The sequence below is a fragment of the Rhodopseudomonas boonkerdii genome, assembly GCF_021184025.1.
Taxonomy (GTDB): Bacteria; Pseudomonadota; Alphaproteobacteria; order Rhizobiales; family Xanthobacteraceae; genus Tardiphaga; species Tardiphaga boonkerdii.
Map to the genome: position 1 here is coordinate 4,964,515 of NZ_CP036537.1, position 19,233 is coordinate 4,983,747.

The 19,233-nt window shown below is 61.6% G+C and carries 17 protein-coding genes; 5 read left to right on the forward strand and 12 right to left on the reverse strand.

Annotation, left to right across the window (positions count from 1 at the left end; genetic code table 11):
• Positions 1-5 precede the first annotated feature (5 nt).
• A complete protein-coding gene (locus E0H22_RS22810) occupies positions 6-1,184 on the reverse strand; it encodes a M20 aminoacylase family protein (protein ID WP_233023237.1) in 1,179 nt (392 codons plus the stop codon).
• 229 nt (positions 1,185-1,413) lie between these two features.
• Complete coding sequence (locus E0H22_RS22815; RefSeq protein WP_233023238.1) at positions 1,414-2,850, reverse strand: helix-turn-helix domain-containing protein; 1,437 nt, start codon at positions 2,848-2,850, stop codon at positions 1,414-1,416.
• A 258-nt stretch (positions 2,851-3,108) separates the two neighbouring features.
• On the opposite strand from E0H22_RS22815, the gene E0H22_RS22820 reads away from it, so the two are divergent.
• The 3 genes from E0H22_RS22820 (at position 3,109) to E0H22_RS22830 (ending at position 6,817) form a co-directional block, all read left to right on the forward strand.
• Positions 3,109-4,746, forward strand: coding sequence for an isocitrate lyase (locus E0H22_RS22820; RefSeq protein ID WP_233023239.1), 1,638 nt, complete (start codon positions 3,109-3,111; stop codon positions 4,744-4,746).
• Positions 4,747-4,901: 155 nt separating this feature from the next.
• Positions 4,902-5,060 (forward strand): hypothetical protein, encoded by a 159-nt coding sequence (locus E0H22_RS22825; RefSeq protein ID WP_233023240.1) that lies wholly within the window; start codon positions 4,902-4,904, stop codon positions 5,058-5,060.
• A gap of 170 nt (positions 5,061-5,230) precedes the next feature.
• Positions 5,231-6,817, forward strand: coding sequence for a CYTH and CHAD domain-containing protein (locus tag E0H22_RS22830; RefSeq protein WP_233023241.1), 1,587 nt, complete (start codon positions 5,231-5,233; stop codon positions 6,815-6,817).
• Positions 6,818-6,967: 150 nt separating this feature from the next.
• On the opposite strand, the gene E0H22_RS22835 is transcribed toward E0H22_RS22830, so the two are convergent.
• The 7 genes from E0H22_RS22835 to E0H22_RS22865 form a co-directional block, all read right to left on the reverse strand.
• A complete protein-coding gene (locus E0H22_RS22835; protein WP_233023242.1) occupies positions 6,968-7,669 on the reverse strand; it encodes a branched-chain amino acid ABC transporter ATP-binding protein in 702 nt (233 codons plus the stop codon).
• A complete protein-coding gene (locus tag E0H22_RS22840; protein WP_233023243.1) occupies positions 7,662-8,396 on the reverse strand; it encodes an ABC transporter ATP-binding protein in 735 nt (244 codons plus the stop codon). The genes E0H22_RS22835 and E0H22_RS22840 overlap by 8 nt, the downstream gene beginning before the upstream one ends.
• 2 nt (positions 8,397-8,398) lie before the next feature.
• Entirely contained in the window at positions 8,399-9,424 is a 1,026-nt protein-coding gene (locus E0H22_RS22845) for a branched-chain amino acid ABC transporter permease (RefSeq protein WP_233026504.1), read from the reverse strand.
• 19 nt (positions 9,425-9,443) lie between these two features.
• Complete coding sequence (locus E0H22_RS22850) at positions 9,444-10,664, reverse strand: substrate-binding protein (protein ID WP_233023244.1); 1,221 nt, start codon at positions 10,662-10,664, stop codon at positions 9,444-9,446.
• Positions 10,665-10,667: 3 nt separating this feature from the next.
• The gene (locus E0H22_RS22855; protein WP_233023245.1) at positions 10,668-11,525 is read right to left on the reverse strand and encodes a branched-chain amino acid ABC transporter permease; all 858 of its coding nucleotides are present in this window, start codon (positions 11,523-11,525) and stop codon (positions 10,668-10,670) included.
• A gap of 35 nt (positions 11,526-11,560) precedes the next feature.
• Positions 11,561-13,075, reverse strand: coding sequence for an amidase (locus E0H22_RS22860; RefSeq protein WP_233023246.1), 1,515 nt, complete (start codon positions 13,073-13,075; stop codon positions 11,561-11,563).
• Between the two features lie 163 nt (positions 13,076-13,238).
• A complete protein-coding gene (locus E0H22_RS22865; protein ID WP_233023247.1) occupies positions 13,239-14,408 on the reverse strand; it encodes a substrate-binding domain-containing protein in 1,170 nt (389 codons plus the stop codon).
• Positions 14,409-14,578: 170 nt separating this feature from the next.
• Here E0H22_RS22865 and E0H22_RS22870 point away from each other — a divergent pair, with 170 nt between their 5' ends.
• Positions 14,579-15,016, forward strand: coding sequence for a MarR family winged helix-turn-helix transcriptional regulator (locus tag E0H22_RS22870; RefSeq protein WP_233023248.1), 438 nt, complete (start codon positions 14,579-14,581; stop codon positions 15,014-15,016).
• A 151-nt stretch (positions 15,017-15,167) separates the two neighbouring features.
• Here E0H22_RS22870 and E0H22_RS22875 read toward each other — a convergent pair whose 3' ends face one another.
• Positions 15,168-16,247 carry a DJ-1/PfpI family protein gene (locus E0H22_RS22875; protein ID WP_233023249.1) on the reverse strand — a complete coding sequence of 360 codons (1,080 nt, stop codon included), beginning with the start codon at positions 16,245-16,247 and terminating at the stop codon, positions 15,168-15,170.
• A 139-nt stretch (positions 16,248-16,386) separates the two neighbouring features.
• On the opposite strand from E0H22_RS22875, the gene E0H22_RS22880 reads away from it, so the two are divergent.
• Positions 16,387-17,319, forward strand: a complete 933-nt coding sequence (locus E0H22_RS22880) for a GlxA family transcriptional regulator (protein ID WP_233023250.1) — start codon at positions 16,387-16,389, stop codon at positions 17,317-17,319.
• Between the two features lie 69 nt (positions 17,320-17,388).
• Here E0H22_RS22880 and E0H22_RS22885 read toward each other — a convergent pair whose 3' ends face one another.
• On the reverse strand, positions 17,389-17,886 hold the full coding sequence (locus tag E0H22_RS22885) for a hypothetical protein (protein ID WP_233023251.1): 498 nt from the start codon (positions 17,884-17,886) through the stop codon (positions 17,389-17,391).
• Positions 17,887-17,932: 46 nt separating this feature from the next.
• The gene (locus E0H22_RS22890) at positions 17,933-19,135 is read right to left on the reverse strand and encodes a patatin-like phospholipase family protein (protein ID WP_233023252.1); all 1,203 of its coding nucleotides are present in this window, start codon (positions 19,133-19,135) and stop codon (positions 17,933-17,935) included.
• Between the last annotated feature and the right edge of the window lie 98 nt (positions 19,136-19,233).

The window sequence follows — 19,233 nt, forward strand, 5'->3', positions numbered from 1 at the left end:
CGGGCTTACGCGAGTTCCTGCTCCACCAGGCCAGCGAGATAGCTGGCGCCGATCGGCAGGAGATCGTCGTTGAAGTCGTAACCGGGATTGTGCACGGGCACGCCGCCCTTGTCGGCGCCGCGCTGGCCGAACATCAGATAGGCGCCGCGGTTCTTCTCCAGCATGAAGGCGAAGTCTTCACCGGCGAGAATCGGATTACCCTCGCGCAGCACTTCAGTGACGCCCGGCACGGCTGCGGCGGCTTGAGCGGCACGTGCGGCTTCTTCAGCGGTGTTGATGGTGGGCGGATAGGCACGCTTGTAGTCGATCTCGGCGCTGCCGCCCTGGGCCTGCGCGGTCAACGTCACAGCGCGCTTGAACAGTTCCTCGACGCGGTCGCGCACGTCGGGCTTTAACGTGCGCACCGAGCCACGCAGCTCCACCTTCTCCGGCAGCACGATATTCGACGTGCCGCCATGGATCTGGCCGATGCTGATGATCGCCGATTCCAGCGCATCGATCTGACGCGACGGGATCGCGTTCAGCGCATTGATCACCTGCGCCGCCATCGCCACCGTATCGATCCCCTGTTGCGGATGCGCGCCATGGGCGGAGCGGCCGCGCAACGTCACGGTGAAGTAATCGATCGCCGCCAGCGCCGTGCCGGTGAGCGCCTTCACCGTGCCGAGCGGCATGTCCGGGCTGTTGTGGATGCCGTAGATGGAATCGCAGGGAAAGCGTTCGAACAGTCCGTCATCCATCATCGCCTTGGCGCCGGCGAGACCTTCCTCGGCCGGCTGGAAGATCAGATGCACAGTGCCGGCGAAGTTGCGCGTTTCGGCCAGATATTTGGCGGCGCCGAGCAGCATCGTGGTGTGACCGTCATGGCCGCAGGCATGCATGCGGCCGGGATTTTGCGAGCGATGCGCGAAATCGTTGCCCTCCTCCATCGGCAACGCGTCCATATCGGCACGCAGGCCGATGGCGCGGTTGCTGCCGGCAGCGCCGTGCTTGCCACGGATCACGCCGACCAAGCCGGTCTTGCCGAAGCCGCGATGCACCTCGATGCCCCATTCCGCCAGGCGCTTTGCCACGATCTCGCTGGTGCGCTCTTCCTCGAAACCGATTTCCGGGTGGGCATGGAAATCCCGCCGCCAGGCAGTCATTTCGGCATGGAGTTCGTCGAGGCGGGTGCGCGGGCTCATGAAGGGTCTCACTGATGTTGGCCGACCAATCGTTTCCCGGACGCGGTGCAGCACCCCAGGCGAAGCGAAGCTTCGTCGCCAGTGCTGCTTCGCAGAGCCGGGATCGTGTCGGTCTCGGAGTTTGATACGGTCCCGGCTCTGCGGGGCGGCATAAGAATGCCGCACTGCGTCCGGGACACTGGGAAGATGCTGCACCAATCGCCTCTGCAACGCAAAGCGCAAAGCTGCATCACTCCGCTGAAAATCCGAACGGCACACTGAGCGTTCTGAAATCGTCGGGCAGGAGTTCGCGACCGATGGGAAGCGCCGAGCGAGCGGTACAACGTGGACGATGGCAGACGCGGCACGCCACGCCCACCGGCGTCGGCGCATCCGCACGCGGACCGGCACCATCGCGCGTATAGATCAACTGGCTCGCATGCTCGGCCGCACAGCCGACCGCGATCGCGCGCTCGATCCTCTGCGCACCGAACGAACCGCCCCCCGCCGTCACCGTGCGTGCAATGGAAAAGAAACGCTGACCGTCAGGCAATTCCAGCCACTGCGTCACCAGTTCGCGCGGTGTGCGGAAGACGTTGTGTACGGACCACAACGGACACGCGCCGCCATGTTTGGCGAACGGAAAGCCGGCGCCATCGAGCAGCTTCGAGACATTGCCGGCAGGATCGACGCGAATGAGAAAGAACGGCACCTTCTCCGCACCCGGCCGCTGCAGCGTGGTGACACGATGGGCGCATTGTTCGAAACTCACGCCGAACTGGCGCGCGAGTGCTTCGAGATCGTAGCGGCGCGTTTCCGCGGCACGCGCAAAGGCCGCATAGGGCATTACGGTCGCTGCGGCCGCGTAGCCCGCAAGCGCGCGCCGCGCGAGGAGTTCGGCGCTCTTGCTGGTAAACTTGCTGTCTTCCAGCGCCGTATTGATCTCGTTGCCGAGTTCGAGATAGGCGAGCTGCTGCGCAAGCTGGAAATTGAGGCTGGCGGTGTCGAGCGAGTCTTCCAGCAGCAATTGCCGGCGATGCAGATCGAGACGCCGCACGGAGCCGAGCATGACATCCGGCGGCATGTAGCGCACCTGCAGCTTGTGACGCGTCTTCAGTCGCTCGATGAACCCGCTCGCGCCCGACGTCGCCTGCGCGAGGCGTTCGGCGGCATCGTCGATCGCTGCAAAGTTGTTCTTGCGGGCAGCGAGGAAACGACGGACTTCGGCGACGGGATCGTTGGCGTCGTAGCCAGCGCCCTCCTCCGTCGCGCCACCGGCCGGCGCGGGCCCGCGGCGTTCGGCGAGCGCAAGCTGCTCCTCGCGATAGGCCGTGTAGAGGCGCAGAAAGGCCTCGGCCATGCCGGGATAGGAAACGGCGAGATCGCTGATTTCGAGCGAGGGAATGTCGATGTCGGAGAACATCGGCTCCTTGAGGATCGACTGCAGCCGCGCCGTCGAATCCGCGCCGCCATCGCCGGCGAGATCGGCGAGATCGATGGTGTAGGTCCGCGCGAGACGGAGCAGCATGTCAGCCGTCATCGGCCGCTGGTTGCGCTCGAGCAGCGCAACATAAGGCGCCGAAATCTCCAGATCCGCGGCCATATCGGCCTGAGTCAGGCCGAGATCGCGCCGCAGACGCCGCAGACGCGGGCCGATAAAGACCGAACGACCTCCGGATGGCGCCATTTCACCTACTCCGTCACGCCTCGCGGCAACAACTCTTGTCATCCCCCGGCTTGACCGGGCGATCCAGTAAACGCCGGCAGGGCGGTGGCTACTGGATCATTCGCTGTCACGGGTGATAACAGTCGAGTCATCTCTTTACAAGATTACAATCATTATTTGTAAAGTATGACAAGTTATCCGCGTTTCGTCTGGCCGCCAGCGATCCCGTGCTTACAACCGACGTTAGACATTTCGTCGAGAACAAGAGGGAACGGCACCATGAACTTCCAGCCACGCGGCATCAGCGACCAGATCATCCAGGGCCCCGGCTCCTATGCGAGCGAGGTCGAGGCGGCGGCGGCGCTGCTCAAGACGCAGCCGACCTGGAACGGCGTCGGCGCCGAAGCGGTCGCGCGCATGCGCCTGCAGAACCGCTTCAAGACCGGCCTCGACATCGCCCGCTACACCGCGGCGCAGATGCGCGCCGACATGGCCCGCTATGACAATGACGCGACCAAGTACACCCAGTCGCTCGGCTGCTGGCATGGCTTCATCGCGCAGCAGAAGCTGATCTCGGTAAAGAAGCACTTCGGCACCACCGACCGCACCTATCTCTATCTCTCCGGCTGGATGATCGCGGCGCTTCGTTCCGAATTCGGCCCGCTGCCGGACCAGTCCATGCACGAGAAGACCTCGGTGCCCGCGCTGATCGAAGAACTCTACACCTTCCTGCGTCAGGCGGACTCGCGCGAGCTCAACGACACTTTCCGTGCCATCGATGCTGCCCGCAAGGCCGGCGACAAGGCGAAGGAAGCCGACCTGATCGCCAAGGTCGATAATTTCCAGACCCATGTCGTCCCTGTCATCGCCGATATCGATGCGGGCTTCGGCAATGCGGAAGCGACCTATCTGCTTGCCAAGAAGATGATCGAGGCCGGCGCCTGCGCGCTGCAGATCGAGAACCAGGTCTCGGACGAGAAGCAGTGCGGCCATCAGGACGGCAAGGTCACCGTGCCGCATGAAGTCTTCCTCGCGAAGATCCGCGCCTGCCGCCATGCCTTCCTCGAACTCGGCGTCGAAGACGGCATCGTCGTCACCCGCACCGACTCGCTCGGCGCCGGCCTGACGCAGCAGATCGCCGTCAGCCACAAGCCCGGCGATCTCGGCGACCAGTACAACAGCTTCCTGGATTGCGAGGAAGTCGATGCGTCGAACATCGGCAATGGCGATGTCGTCATCACCCGCAATGGCAAGCTGATGCGCCCGAAGCGCCTGCCGAGCAATCTCTACCAGTTCCGTCCAGGCACCGGCGAAGATCGCGTCGTGCTCGACTGCATCACCTCGCTGCAGAACGGCGCCGACCTGCTCTGGATCGAGACCGAGCGCCCGAATGTCGAACAGATCGCCAAGATGGTCGACCGAATCCGCGAAGTCGTGCCGAATGCGAAGCTGGCCTACAACAACTCGCCGTCCTTCAACTGGACGCTGAACTTCCGCTGGCAGGTGTTTGACGAAATGAAGGCCGCCGGCAAGGATGTCAGCAAGTACAACCGCGCCGAGTTGATGAAGGCGGAATATGACGATACCGAACTGGCAAAGCAGGCCGACGAGCTGATCCGCACCTTCCAGGCGGATTCGGCGAAGCGCGCCGGCATCTTCCACCACCTGATCACGCTGCCGACCTACCACACGGCCGCGCTGTCCACCGACAACCTCGCCAAGGAATATTTCGGCGAGCAGGGCATGCTCGGCTATGTCAAGGGCGTGCAGCGCCAAGAGATCCGCCAAGGCATCGCCTGCGTCAAGCACCAGAACATGGCCGGCTCTGACATCGGCGACGAGCACAAGGAATACTTCGCCGGCGCCGCAGCGCTGAAAGCCGGCGGTGAGCACAACACGATGAACCAGTTCGGCTAAGACTGGCTCAAATACCAAGCGGATCGGGCCGGAGTTGTTCAGACTCCGGCCCGATCTTGTTACGAATTGAATTGCGGCGGCCTGCGGTAAGTGATTGAATTTTCGTCAAGTGGACTCGACCAGGGGACGGAGACAATCGCAGCGAGGTTACCGCCATGCTTGCCGAGAAGTTTTTTCTGGTGCTCGAGACGATCAGAAGTCACGCCTTCGATGACAAGCCATCCGATGGCTGCCGGTCTCAGGTACCGATCAGCTCTGTAGCGCAGACCCCGGTCAGACCACCGAACGAAAAGCACATCAAAACCGCCGCCTGAAGCAGCTTCTGCCTGTCCGAAGCGGGCGTTCGGACCACGCGAACAGCCGTGAGACGGTGCTGATTACGATCGATACATTTGTAATCGCAGCCGGCGACGTGATCAGAGCCCCTTCGAAGTGACGTCTCTTGGAATAGATTGTTCATGCGCCTGTCCGATGGAGTACCCCGTTGAATCTCCGGCAGCCAATCGAACCCGATCCTGCTGGCGTGGTCACTGCCATAGGCTCGGGCGAACAAGCGGAAATCGAACTCAAGCTACTCGCGCCCCAGGAGGTCCTAGAAAAGCTGTTCGAGACGCCCGTCATCGTGCAGCATGCGCGCAATCGTGGCGGCGTCCGCCGGCTGGAGACCGTTTATTACGACACCGCCGACGGCGCGTTGTTCCAACGCGGCATGTCGCTGCGCGTACGTCGCAGCGGCAAGCATTTTGTTCAGACTCTGAAGCTTCCGCCGGACATCCAAGAACCGTTGGCGCGACGGCAGTGGGAAGTGCCGGTTGAGGGCATGACGCCTGACCTGGCGCAGCTTCCCGAGATCGGCGGTTCGGTGGCGACACTTACACCCGACGCGCTCGTGCCTGCGTTTGCGACACGGGTTCGCCGCCACATCAGGCAACTCGATCTGCCCGATGCGTCCGTCGAGATTGCTTTCGATGTCGGCACGATCGAGGCGGGTACGCGCCAGCAGCCCCTGTCCGAAATCGAACTCGAATTGAAGAGCGGTAACGCCGCCGCGCTGTTCGACCTCGGAACGCAACTGCTCGACGCTGCGCCACTGCAGGTCGGCACACAAAGCAAGGCGGAACGCGGCTATGCGCTGGCGTTCGACGCCATGCCGCGGGCGAAGGACGCCGCCCCGGTCAACATCTCCGTCGACCACACAGTCGACGACGTCGTTACGCTGCTGATGGGAGCCTGCTGGCATCATCTCTTGAGCAACCATGCGGTGGCAGAACAGGCATTCGCTCCCGAAAGCGTACATCAGATGCGCATCGCCCTGCGCCGTCTTCGCACGATATGCACGCTGTTTCGGCACAAGATTCCGTCGCACGCGTTCGAAACCATCAACAGCGAAGCAAAATGGCTGATGCGACAGCTCGGCCCGACGCGCGATTGGGACGTATGCGCAACCATGATCGCTTCTCGCGTCGCGACAACGACGCCGGAGGTCGATTTCGCCGGCTTGAGCGAAGCCATCGAGCAGCAGCGCATGGCGAGCCATGGCCGGCTGCAGTCGGTTCTCGACGGTCGGCGCTATAACCGTTTTCTACTTACTCTGGGAGACTGTATCGAGCGCCGCAGCTGGCGCAGCGATATCGATGCCGATGCGCTGGCCGCCCTGTCACAGCCCATGCCTCCGCTCGCCGACAGAATTCTCTCGCGGCTGCGACGGAAGGCGCTCAAGCGTGGCACACACTTTCGTCACCTCGACATCGCTGCGCTGCACGATCTCAGGATCGAGCTCAAGAAGTTGCGCTATGCGACGGAGTTCTTCTCACCGCTTTATGCCCACCATGCACCTGTCAAGCGCTATGTAGCCCGGCTCGCCAGACTTCAAAAGAACCTAGGACGCATATGCGACATCGCAAGTATCCGCAGACTGCTCGGCTCCATCCAGCAAGACGAGCACACCGCGCTCGATCTCGCCGTCGGTACGGCGACCGGCTGGCAGACCCGCGACGGGATGGCGGCCACGAAAACGCTGCGCAAGAGATGGCGACGCTTCAAGGCGGCGCCCGCATTCTGGCGCCAGTGACATCGCGTAGCAGGCTCCTGCGCTCCAGCAAAGCAAACCACGATGGCACGATCGTCGAAGACGGATCGGAGTCTCGAGCAATGTCTGCTTTGATGGCATCGCGTCCCGGACGCATTCTTTCAAGATCGAAATACTTCTCGAAGCCGACAGCTAGGGCGCCAGAAACTGGAATAACCGTGGATCTTCGCGGATCGCGGCGGCGTCCCCGGTCATGGCAACTGTGCCCCGTTCGAGCACATAAGCTCGCGATGCAACACGGAGCGCGAGATCAAGATGTTGCTCCACGATCACCACGGCGATTTCCTTCGATAGTGCCTGCAGCCGCTCGGTGATCTCCTCGATGACACCGATCCAGACCCCCTCGGTCGGCTCGTCCAGCAACAAAATCTTCGGATCGGACAGCATGGCGCGACCGATCGCCAGCATCTTGCGCTCTCCGCCCGACAACGTCCCTGCAAACTGGTCGAGCCGCTGGCCGAGCTTCGGAAAAATCTCCAGCACACGATCGATGGCTTGACTGTCCCGATTGGTCAGCGCGCCGACTGCGAGATTGTCGCGCACCGACAGCTTGGCGAAGACCGCATGCTCCTGCGGCACATAGCCGATGCCACGGCGGATGCGCTGCTCGGTTGGCAATGCGCCCATATCGCGCCCGTCGAAACGGATCGCACCACCGAGCACCGGCAGTTCGCCAGCGATGGCCTTCATCAGCGTGGTCTTGCCTGCGCCATTGCGTCCCAGAATGGCGACACCGCCACGCCACGGGACGCTGAGATTCACGCCGAACAGCACCTGGCTGCGGCCATAGCCGGCGTCGAGATTTTGAATATCGAGGAACTTGTCGTCAGGCACGGCGGAGATAAACCTCCTGAACACGGGGACAGGACTGCACGTGCTGGACCGATCCCGTCTGCAAGATCTGTCCCTGGTCGAGCACCGTCAGCCGGTCGCAGATGTCACGGATGAAATCGAGATCGTGCTCGACGATGACCAGCGAGCAGCGCGCCTTGATCGGCTGCAGCAGCTCGCCGGTCACGCGGCGCTCCTCCAGGCTCATGCCGCCGGTGGGTTCGTCGAGCAGCAGAAGCTTCGGCTCCGGCGCGAGCGCCATGGCGATCTCCAGCCATTGTTGCTGGCCGTGCGACAGCGCAGCTGCTGGCTCCAGCGCACGATCGGCAAGCCGGAATTGCTCCAGCATCGCCATGACCTTGTCGTGCAACACACCGCGCGTCCGGGATAATGCCAGTTGCCACAGCGACGTCTGCGCCTGGAGCGCCAGCAGGATATTGTCGTAGAGCGTCAAGGCCGGCAGCACGCTGGTGATCTGAAATTTGAGGCTCATGCCGGCGCGTGCACGTTCGGCCGGCGACGCCTGAGTGATGTCGTTGCCGACAAAAGTGACGCTCCCCTGCGTCGGCACTTCGGCGCCGGCGATACATTTCATCAGCGTGCTTTTGCCGGAGCCATTCGGCCCGATGAGGCCGTGAAATTCGTTCTCGGCAACGGTGAGGGCGGCACCGTTCAGCGCCGTGAGCTTGCCGAAGACCTTCACCACGTCCCTTGCTTCGAGCAGTGCCATGGTCAGCCTTTCCCCGGCGGCCGGCCAAAACTGCCGACGCGCTCGCGTTCAGGGAGAACGAGGCTGACGAGGCCGGCCGGTCGAAACAGGATGACCAGCAATAACAGCACGCCAAGAATGATCGGCCAGATGTCCTGATAGCTGTTGGAGAGCCAAAAACTGATCGCTTCGATGACGATCGTGCCGATGACGGCGCCGATCAGCGTGCCGGAGCCACCGAAGAGCACGTAGAGCACCACCTGCGTGGAGATCACGACGCCAAGCATGTTCGGCCAGACGAAGCCTTCATGGAAGGCATAAAGGCTGCCCGCGAGCCCGGCGATGGCACCAGCCAGCGAAAAGATGATTGCCTTCAGGTGCTGCACGTTGTAGCCGAAAAAAGCGATACGCTGTTCATTCTCGCGCAAGCCGGCCAGGGCCAATCCGAACTGCGACCGCATCAAAAAACGACAGACCAGATAGACGACGACAAGGAATCCAAGGGCAACGTAGTAATAGGCCGCGCCCTCAGTGAGGTCACAACTGCCGATGGTCATCGGTGGGATGGACGGAATACCGTTCTGTCCGCCGAGATAGTACCAACCTCGCGCCAGGCGATCGCACGCATAGGAACCTGTCAACGTGCCAAGCGCGACGAAGATCACACTCGCGGGATGCCGGCCGAGCAACAGGAAACCACCGAGCAGGAGCGCGAAGGCAAAGCCGATCAGGATGCCCGCCGGCAGCACCAGCAGCATGGAGGTGACGCCGAGATCGCGCGCCAGCAAGGCCACACCATAGCCGGCCAAGCCGAAGAACGCGGCCTGTCCGAAGCTCATGATGCCCGCATAGCCCCAGACGAGATCGAAGGACAGCGCGAACAGGCAAAGGATCAGCACCCGCGTGGCATAGACGGTGAGATAGTCCTGCAGCAGGGACGGCAACACCAGCCCGATCGCAAGGACCGCGAGTTCCAGGATCGGCAGCACTGCCCATCGCCGCAATGCATCTGCAGAACGCGCCGCCGAAGCTGCGGAGAATTGTGTCATCTCGGTCATGGAACGGATTTCAGCATTCTTTCGGATCGACGAGACCGCTGCTGCGCGCCACGATGTCGTACTTCCCGCCCTTCGCCACCGCCGTGTACATGTTCATCTTACAGTGCCGCTTGCCGGGCACCATCTCCGCAGGCCCGCCCGGTCCTTCGGCGATCTTGGCATGATCGAGCGCCTTCGCCACCGCGTCGCGCTCGACACTCCCCGCTTCCTTCACCGCCGCCTCCCACAGCTTCAGGCCGCGATAAGTCCCCGTGGCAGCACTGCCCGCGGCGAACAGAAAGTTGCCGGGAAACTGCTTTTCATAGGCATCCTGCAGCTTGGCACTGAAAGGTTGCTCGGGCGTCAGCGCCTTGAAGTAATCGAGACAGCTCGCCAGCCCCTCGATTTCTGCAGGCTGATTGATACTCAAGGTATTCTCGTCATAGTAGACACAAGCCAGCCGGCCGCCATTCTTGAGGAACCCTGCCTCCGACAACTGCTTGAAGAATGGGCCGACGCCCGGCGGGATGATGGTGTTGAAGACCACATCGACTTTGTTGGAGATGATGCGGTTCACGGTGGACGAGAAATCGATCTGGTCGAGCGGGTAGTACTCCTCGAACACCACTTCCCCCCCATTGGCCTCGATCACCTTCCGTGCATAAACGTTCAACGTATGCGGCCAGACATAATTGGCGCTCGGCAGCGCAAACCGCTTGCCACCGTTCTTGATCAGCCAGGGGATGAACTCATCGCATTGCTGCGCCGGTGTCGGACCGGTGCAGAACAGATAGGGCGTGCATTCCTTGCCCTCATAGAGCTGCGGATAGATGTAAAGTGTTTTGCCGCGGGAAACGATGACGTCCTTGATGGCATTGCGCATCGACGAGGTGATCCCGCCAAGCACGAGGTCGACCTTCTCGCGCTGGATCAGCTTGCGCACATTCCCGACGGCAACGGATTCATTCGAAGCGGTGTCCTCGATATACAGTTCGAGCGGACGCCCGAGGAGGCCACCGGCGTCGTTGATTTGCTTGACCACCATTCTGGCGACATTGGCATCGGCGTTCCCGGCATAGCCCATCGGGCCAGTGAGATCCGTACCGATACCGACCTTGATCGGACCGGCCGCGGCGTTGGCCCAGTCCGCAGGAATAACCCAGCTGCCAATGCCAGTGGCGATAGCAGTCGAAGCGAAGGCGAAGTTGCCTAGAAAACGCCGACGCGTGAGATGGCTGTGGTCGCGCGACATGGATTATACCCCTTTTCCTGCAACGAGGCCCTGCGGCCGGAATTTGATGAAGATGATAGCGAGCACGAATACCGCCACGTCGGCGATGACCGGTGAGATGATCCATGGCAGCGCCGCACTCAGCGTGCCGATGACGCCGGCCCCGGCCACTGGTCCGGCGAAGGAGCCGATGCCACCGACCATAACGGCGACAAAGCCCTGGATCAGAAAACGGAGACCGAGATCAGCGAACAGCGTGAATACCGGTACGATCAACGCACCAGCGAGCCCTGCAAGCGCGGCACCGAAAGCGAAAGTGGAACCGTAGATCGCATTGGTGGAAATGCCGGAGGCACGGGCCAGTGACGGATTTTCCAGCGATGCGCGGATACGCAAGCCAAACGCCGTCTTGGCGAGCAGAAGGTAACTGCCCAGCATGACCAGCGCAGTGACAATAATGATCACCAGCCGCCAAGTGGAGAAATGCATGTTGCCGATGGTCACCGAACCACCGATCGGCTCCGGCACCGAAAGATACAGGCCACCGATCAAGCCGCGCACAACCTCGCGGATGATGAGGCCGAGCGCATAAGTGCCGAGCATCGCCACAATCGGCGCGGCATAGAAGCGCCGCACGATCAAGCGTTCGAGCACGAAGCCCAGCGCGCCGACCGCGAATGGCGCGGCCAGCATGCCGAGCCAGACCGGCGCCCCGGCGGCATGGACGATATAGGTGACATAGGCACCAAGCAGGACGAACTCGCCCTGCGCGAAGTTGAAGATTCCCATCATGCTGGCGATGATGCCGAGCCCGAGCACCACAAGCACCACGATTGCCCCGAAACTGGCGATCTCGAAGCTCGCCATCACCAGACTATCCATGCGCGATCACCACCGCCGTGCTCCGCACATCCACTTCACATGGACTTCCAGTCGCCCGCCTGTTCGAAGGCGTGGGCTGCACGGTAGATCGTCATCTCGTCGAAATGCTTGCCCACCAACATCAGGCCCACCGGCAGGCCCTCCACCATGCCACAGGGCAGCGACATGGCCGGATGATGCGAAATGTCGAATGGAGATGTGTTTGTGATCATCTCGAAAGCACGACCGATGATCTCCTCGCGCGGTGCGCCCGACTCCGGCAGCTTGGTCGCCTTCATCGGTGTGGTGGGCATCAGCAGCAGGTCGTATTTGGCCAATGCCCGATCGTAAGCCGCCGTCACGCGGCGCGAAATGTTGAGCGCCTTGCCATAGAAACGCGAGCCGAAGGTGTTGTTGATGTAGGTGCCGAACAGAAGCATCAGCTTCGTCGTCTCCGACAGCGAGTCCGCCTGTCCGCGCCAGCCGCGATGGGCATCCATCAGTGAGGTGGCATAGAGATCGCTGCGGCTGAGTCCGTAACCGTCGCCATACATCATGGTCTGCGTCATACCTTCGGTGCCGATCGGCATCCAAACGGACGCTGCGGTCAAATGCATCGGAATCGAAATTTCCTCGACCTCCGCGCCAAGACTGGCGAGGCGCTTCGCAGCCTCCCTTACACTCTCATTCACGGCCGTTTCGGCACCCGGCTGCGCAAAACCCTCTCTCACAACGGCAATCTTCATGCCACGCACGCCGCCGCCGAGGGCTTTGGTGTAATCCTGCACCACCGGCGCCTTGATGCGCGGGTCATAGCCGTCATCACCTGCGAGCACTTCGAGCAGCAGGGCATTGTCGGCGACATTCGACGTCATCGGGCCGGTGTGATCGACATAAATTTCGATCGGCATGATGCCAGTATAAGGCACGAGGCCCCAGGTCGGCTTCATGCCATAGGTGCCACTGAAGGATGACGGCATGCGGATCGAGCCGCCCTGATCGCCGCCGATCGCCATGTCGGCCTCCCCCAGCGCGACCACGACAGCGCTCCCCGACGACGATCCGCCGGCCGAATACCCCATCTTGTGCGGATTATGCACCGGCCCCGTCGAATTGGTGTGGCTTCCGCCCGACATGCAGAAATGCTCGCAATGCACCTTGCCGACGATATCCGCACCGGCATCGAGCATGCGCGTCACGATGGTAGCGTCGAAATCCGGCACATAGCCCTCCAGCGTGGAAGAGCCATTCATCATCGGCACGCCGGCCAGCATGATATTGTCCTTCAGCGCGACGGTCCTGCCCTTCAATTTGCCGCTGAAAGCTCCCTTCACCACCGTCTTGCGGTACCAGGCATTGCGCTTGTTCTCTTCTGGCGACGGCTGATAGCCCGGCGTACGCGGATACTTCACCTCCGGCACTTCATCCGGCATCGCTGCGACGGCGTTATAGGCGTCGACCGACGGCTGCATCAACGCTCGGAACGAGGTGACGTCATCATCTGACAGCGCGAGTCCGCACTGATCGGCGACGGCGAGAATCTGATCGGGGGTGGGAAGTGCAACGGCCACGACGCGGTCTCCTAATCTTCACGATGTCCGACGAAACGTCCGCTGCTGCGGCCGCATCGAAGGAAGCGACGACGATGTCGCTCCACGCACATCATAGGAAACGGAAATATTTTCTTTTTCAAGTATTATTTTGAGATCATGCGCCGAACAGGGCTGCTGGCCGCTAGAATGTCTCGATAAGTCTGAAATCGAGACCATCGGCCTCAGCGAGATAGATCGGCATTTTTGCGCGGCCCGCCGTCATCACGACCTCGCCCCGCGCCCCCCGATAGCTGCTGCAGGACGCCGCCTGCAACAGCGGCCTGACACCGATACTGCCCGCCTTGGCCGCCACGGCTTCGAGAAATCGCAGTCCTTCATAATTCGACTGTGCGACCGAGCCCGGCGACGGCGAACATCGTCCGAACATCGCCTCATACTGCGCGCGAAAGGCATCGTTCGCCGCCGATCCACGCTCGATGAAATAGCCCGACGAACAATAGAGATTTTCGGAATTATTGGCGCCGATGCCGAGCAACAAGGTCTCATCCATCGCACCGGCGAGGCGCAGCATCTTCGACATCAGTCCATGTTCGGCGAAAGCGCGGTTGAACACGATACTGTCGGTGCCGATCAGCGAAATAACGACGACATCGGGGCGAGCCGCACGAATCCGGTCGATAGCTGCGGAATGGTCGTGCTCACCCATGGCGACGAATTCCTCGCCGACCACCTGACCGCCAGCCTCGGCGATATATTTCTTGGTGGCTTTATGGGCGAGCCACGGCCAGACATAGTCACTGCCGATCAAGTACCAACGTTGCGCCTTCTTGCGCTCCGCCAGCCACTGGATCGCGGGTTTGGACTGGTCGCGCGGTGTTTCGCCGATCGCCATGACACCAGGGGTCCGCTCGCCCCCCTCATAGACGGGCGTATAGATATAGGGGATACGACTGCCGATCGCCTTGCGCAGCGCGATGCGCACGGCGCTGATGTGCGAGCCCATGATGATATCGGCTTCGCTGCACGCGACGATCTCGCGCGCCGTTCCCGCGATAGCGTCGATATCGCCGCCGGCATCATAGAAAACGGGTTCGATCTCGCGCCCCAGAATTCCGCCACGACGATTGATCTCAGATGCCGCCAGCAACATGCTGTTGGTGCCGGCAAGTCCCCAAATGCCCGCCGGCCCGGTCAGCCCGATGAAATTGACGACCCGTAATTTGCTCGCATCGCGGCGGCGCAGGAAGCCATCCACACGATCATGGAGACCGTCGTCGCCGCCTCCCGCGCCTCTGAACAGCCACGCGGGCGAAGGAGCACCTGTCAGTCCGGTCTGCACAGACGAGAGCATGCGGCTCTCCTTTCGGCATGATCAATTCTTATCGTTGTCGGCACGGCGAGCGGAAAAAAGACACGAAAAAATATCGTATCGGAAAATATTGAAATTTCAACGATTCCCGTGCATAGAGTTCGGGCATCGTCGCTTAAACTTCAACCCGTTTCCAAGCAAAGCACGAACCCGTGGCCAGGTTGCCCTCGACGCCCATTACCGAGCATCTCGCTTATCTGCTTGCGCAGGCCAATCGCGAGATAAATCGCCAGCTCGACGCACGCTTCAAGAAAGAAGGTGTGCCAGTAGAGCAGTGGCGCATCCTCAAGATCCTGTCGGACGGCCAAGGCCATTCGATGGGCGATCTCGCTGAAGCCGTGCTGCTCAACCATCCGACCCTCACCAAGATGATCGACCGGATGGTGTCCGACGCCCTCGTCTATCGGGTGCAAGACCCCGACGATCGCCGCAAGGTGCTGATGTTTATCTCCGATCGCGGCAAAACCCTGACCCAGCGCCTCAATTCGCTGGCGCAGAGCCAGGAAGCCCATATCGCCGAGAATTATGGCAACAAGGCCACTGCGGACTTGAAGCGGCTACTGGAAAGTCTGATCGAGAAGGCGAACTGAGGATCGCCATAACAGGCATCGACCATCATCTCAGGATAGGCGAATTCGGTGATCGCATTGTCGGCACCGCGCATTTTGGTTTCAGTATTTTGCCTGTCCGCGTATCGCTTCACGGCTTTGCTTGCCCGCGCCACGTGTGATCGCGTTGGTTCTATCGCACATATTCCAGTTGCAGCGCGACCAGGTCGGCGGTTGCATCGCCGTAGCGAGCCGCCATCTCCTTGAGGGTGCGGTCGAGAGCATGCGCCGAGCCCGTTGTTCCGTTAAGAGTAAGCTGGACAGTGCCCGTATCCGTCGCCCGATCCGGTATCAAGACAAGACCGTACCGTGATGCAACGGGGCCCTTCGCCGACGTGGCGATTGCTTGCGAGCGGTATGTCCTCGACCAAGCGTCGGCACTGAGAGCAAGCGCAATCTCGTCGAAGCCGTCCATGACCGGGATCGCCAGGGTCTCGTGTTTCCAGAATGACAGGAAATTGCGGGCAACGAGCCACATGCCCCATGCCGTCAAACGAAACGGCGCGGATTCATGAGCCGCAGTCCAGTTCTCCACACCGAGTTTGGCCGCTGTCGCTTTCGCCTTCGAGCGTCCCGCCAGGGCCTCGACGAGAGCAAGACTCGCGGGAATCGAAGCGGTAACGCCGGTCGTGGTCATGACGCCACGGTCGAAAACATAGCGTTGATCGCGAAGCCACCGCGTCTTGGGAAAAGCGCTTGCGATCTTGTCGAACGCATACCAATGAGTGGTCGCCGCCCTGCCATCGAGGAGACCGGCGCGGGCGGCTATCCATGCGCCTTCGCAGATGGACACGACGACCGCTCTCTTGCCGGATTGATGTCGTACCCACGCGATGACGGCTTCGTTCCCGCTGTCATGCATCGCCGGCACGATCACGATGTCCGCGCCATCGGGGTGAGCCGCATCAAAGGCAAGCATGGTCTTATCCGCCTGGATCTTGAGCGCGGGCATCAAGCTGACCGGACCGGGATGGATCGAGACGATGACGACGTCTGCGACATCAGCCATCTTCAACACACTATAGGGCACAATGAGATCGGTCGTCTCGGTCCCTCCGTTGTCGGCCACGATGGCAACGAGCGGCCGTTCTCGACCAGCCTTCACGAGCGGCAGATGAACGGAGCCCACATCGGCGGCCACGGCACTTCCCATGCCAGACATGCAGGGAACGGCCAGAAGGACGATGACGAGAATTGTCGTAAAACGGCGCATGGCAATGTCCGCGCTTGATGGAACCGCCGACGAATAGCGGTCGGAAGGTATGGCGGAAATGTCAATTCCATCGCATTTTACGCCAATGACTGGGAAGACGAGACGGATTGTCGTGGTTGGATATAACGGGGTGCAGGCCATGGATGTGGTCGGTCCCATGGAGGTTTTCGCCACAGCGAATCTCTATCTGCCAGAATCTGCGCCGCACTATGCGGTTACATTGGCGTCTCCGGCCGGAGGCCGGGTGAAATGCAGCTCAGCCGGCGGATTGCAATTGGGGGATGCCGTCGCACTGGACGAGCTGCCGGATGCGATCGATACGATCATTGTGGCCGGCGGCAGCGAGGAAGGACTGCGCGACGCCATCTTCGGCACAGCATTGGTCGAATGGCTGACGTCGCGCCGCTCCAAAACCCGTCGTCTCGTGAGTGTTTGCACCGGCGCTTTCGTGCTTGCCGCTGGTGGATTCCTCGACGGAAAGCGCGCAACCACGCACTGGAATTCCGTCGGCCTCCTGAAGCAGCTTCGCCCCCAGGTCCATGTCGAACCTGATGCCATATTTGTCGCGGAGCCACCGACATATACTTCGGCAGGCGTCACGACGGGGATCGATTTATGCCTAACGCTTGTTGAATCCGATTGCGGAGCGCAAACAGCGTTATCCGTCGCTCGGCAACTGGTGTTGTTCATGCGCAGACCGGGCGGGCAGTCGCAGTTCAGCCCGGTTCTGACGACACAGGTCAATGCCACGCCGCGCCTGCGCAGGCTGCTCGATGAGATCGTCGAGAATCCGGTCGGAGATCTTTCCGCTCCCGCTCTTGCAGCCCGCGCAGGGATGAGTGAGCGGACTTTCTCGCGCTCGTTCCGCAAGGAAACCGGCAGCACTCCGGTGCAATTCGTGGAAGCCGCCCGGGTCGAACGGGCGAAAGCGCTTCTGGAAACTTCCGACTGGTCCCTGCCGCGCATCGCCGAACGCTCGGGCTTCGGCAGTCACCACTCTTTGCACCGCGCGTTCCAAAGGCAGCTGGGAATTACGCCCAGCGCCTATCGGGATCGCTTCGGTGCTGCATGAGGTGGACAGTATTTTTCCGCCAAGATGCGGTCAAACGCGGCCGAGACGACTCGCGTGGCAGCCGGCGGCTCAGCGTCTGCTCATCACGATACTGACGTTCCGGATATCGCCTTCGGACGACAACGAGAAGTTCTGCCGGTTGCCGCTGGTCTTTAGCGAAAGCTGTGCGGAGAAGCCGGGAGCATCGACCACCGCTGTGATGGAGCCACCGTTCTCGCGTCCGACCAGGGTCCCGCTGATACCGCGGCTTGTCTCACTCCAGGAGCCTGCGATCTGGCCCTGTTGGCTGATAACATCGCTTGTCAGGTCGAACCGATAACTGTCGCTGGCACAACGCAGGCTTTGCTGAAGCCGCGCATCGCCGCGGCCGACTACATAGGTTGCCTTGCAGCGGATGCGTTCATTCGCGCCGTCCGACAGCGAGATCGTGCCCGCGCCGGACCAGGCGCCGGCAAGCCCTGCAAAGGCCGCCGGGTCCGCCGACGCGGCGCTGCCGCTCAGCGCGAGCATGAAACCAGCCAGCACGATGCGGCCGACGGCGATGGGTCTGCTGTCCAGGATAATCATGGGTATCTCCTATTTTCAGATGCAATGGTGGACGGAGGCCGACGCGCTATCTGCCGCTGGCGACCCTGCCGACCGGTGAGACTGTCGCCAGGGAGGGACCGTCCGAACGTTCGGAGGGAGGCGACTTGGCCCACAGATGCGAACTTCGCGCTTTGTCGTACCCGTGCTGGAACAGCGCGCGCATATAGCCGGTGTCGAAGCCGCTCGATGGGGCAACCGGCCAATCGTCCTCGATATAGGTCACGTTGAAATCGAACTTGCTACGGCGTGCGAATTCATAGGTTCTCTGCAGGATCGAGCGCGTCTGCGCCTTGACCATGGTGGAAGAGGATCGCGAGGCGATGTCGATGGTCTTGTCGTTGACGACCTGAAATTCGGGCTCGATCTTGTTGTTCATCAGGATGAACAGTTGCAGGTCGGTGGCCGTCGCGAATTTGGTAGTCTGCCGCAGAAACGTCTCGGGAAGCGTCAGCACCGGCGCGGTCACGCCGCCATCGACATGCATTTCCTGGAATCGGCGACCATCGGCCTCAGCATCGATAAGCATCGGCGGAAATACGGCAGGCAGACTGGCGGAGGCCGCGACGATGTCGCGAAACAGATCGAGCGACTGCGGCGTCCCCAGCGAAGCGATGCGCCCCATGTCCCAGATCGCCGTGCGCTGCGAGTCGAGATTGGTGGTGACGACGAACAGCAGGCGTCCCTTGGCGTATTCGCCGGCTACCGCTGCGACGAAACCGGCGTCGATGTAATGGGTGACGAGTTCGCGCAGCCGTTTGTTACCGAACAGTCCCGATCCGAAGATCGCATTCAGCGGATTGGGCGAGTCCAGCAAGCTCGCCGCGATCCCGCTCGTATAGAACTCGCGCAGCGTTGGATCGTACTGCGGGCCGAGGAAGGCGAAAGGTGCGATCAGCGCGCCGGTGCTGACACCCGAGACGATCGAAAATGACGGCCGGGTTCCCGCATCGGTCCAGCCATTGAGCACGCCGGCACCATAAGCGCCATCGGCGCCACCGCCCGAGAGCGCAAGATAGATGCGACGGCCGCGCCATTCGACGTCCTGACCGCGAAACGAGGCCGCGGGCGCATCGGAATAGCGGCGCAGATCGTCACGCCCCAGCACGAGAGCCGCCGTCGCCTCTGTGCTCGAATACGGCGTTCGCGGCATCGAGGCACAGCCGGCGATCACAAGGAGCAATGGCGACAGAATGAGACAGATGCACAGCCGATATGACGTATGGGACATCTTACTTCCGGGTCGCAGGAATACGCCGTGCATAATCGTCACGCCGCGGTGCCTGCGGACTGGCGGGAGCCCACGCGGGCTCGAGGCTGCCGCGATGC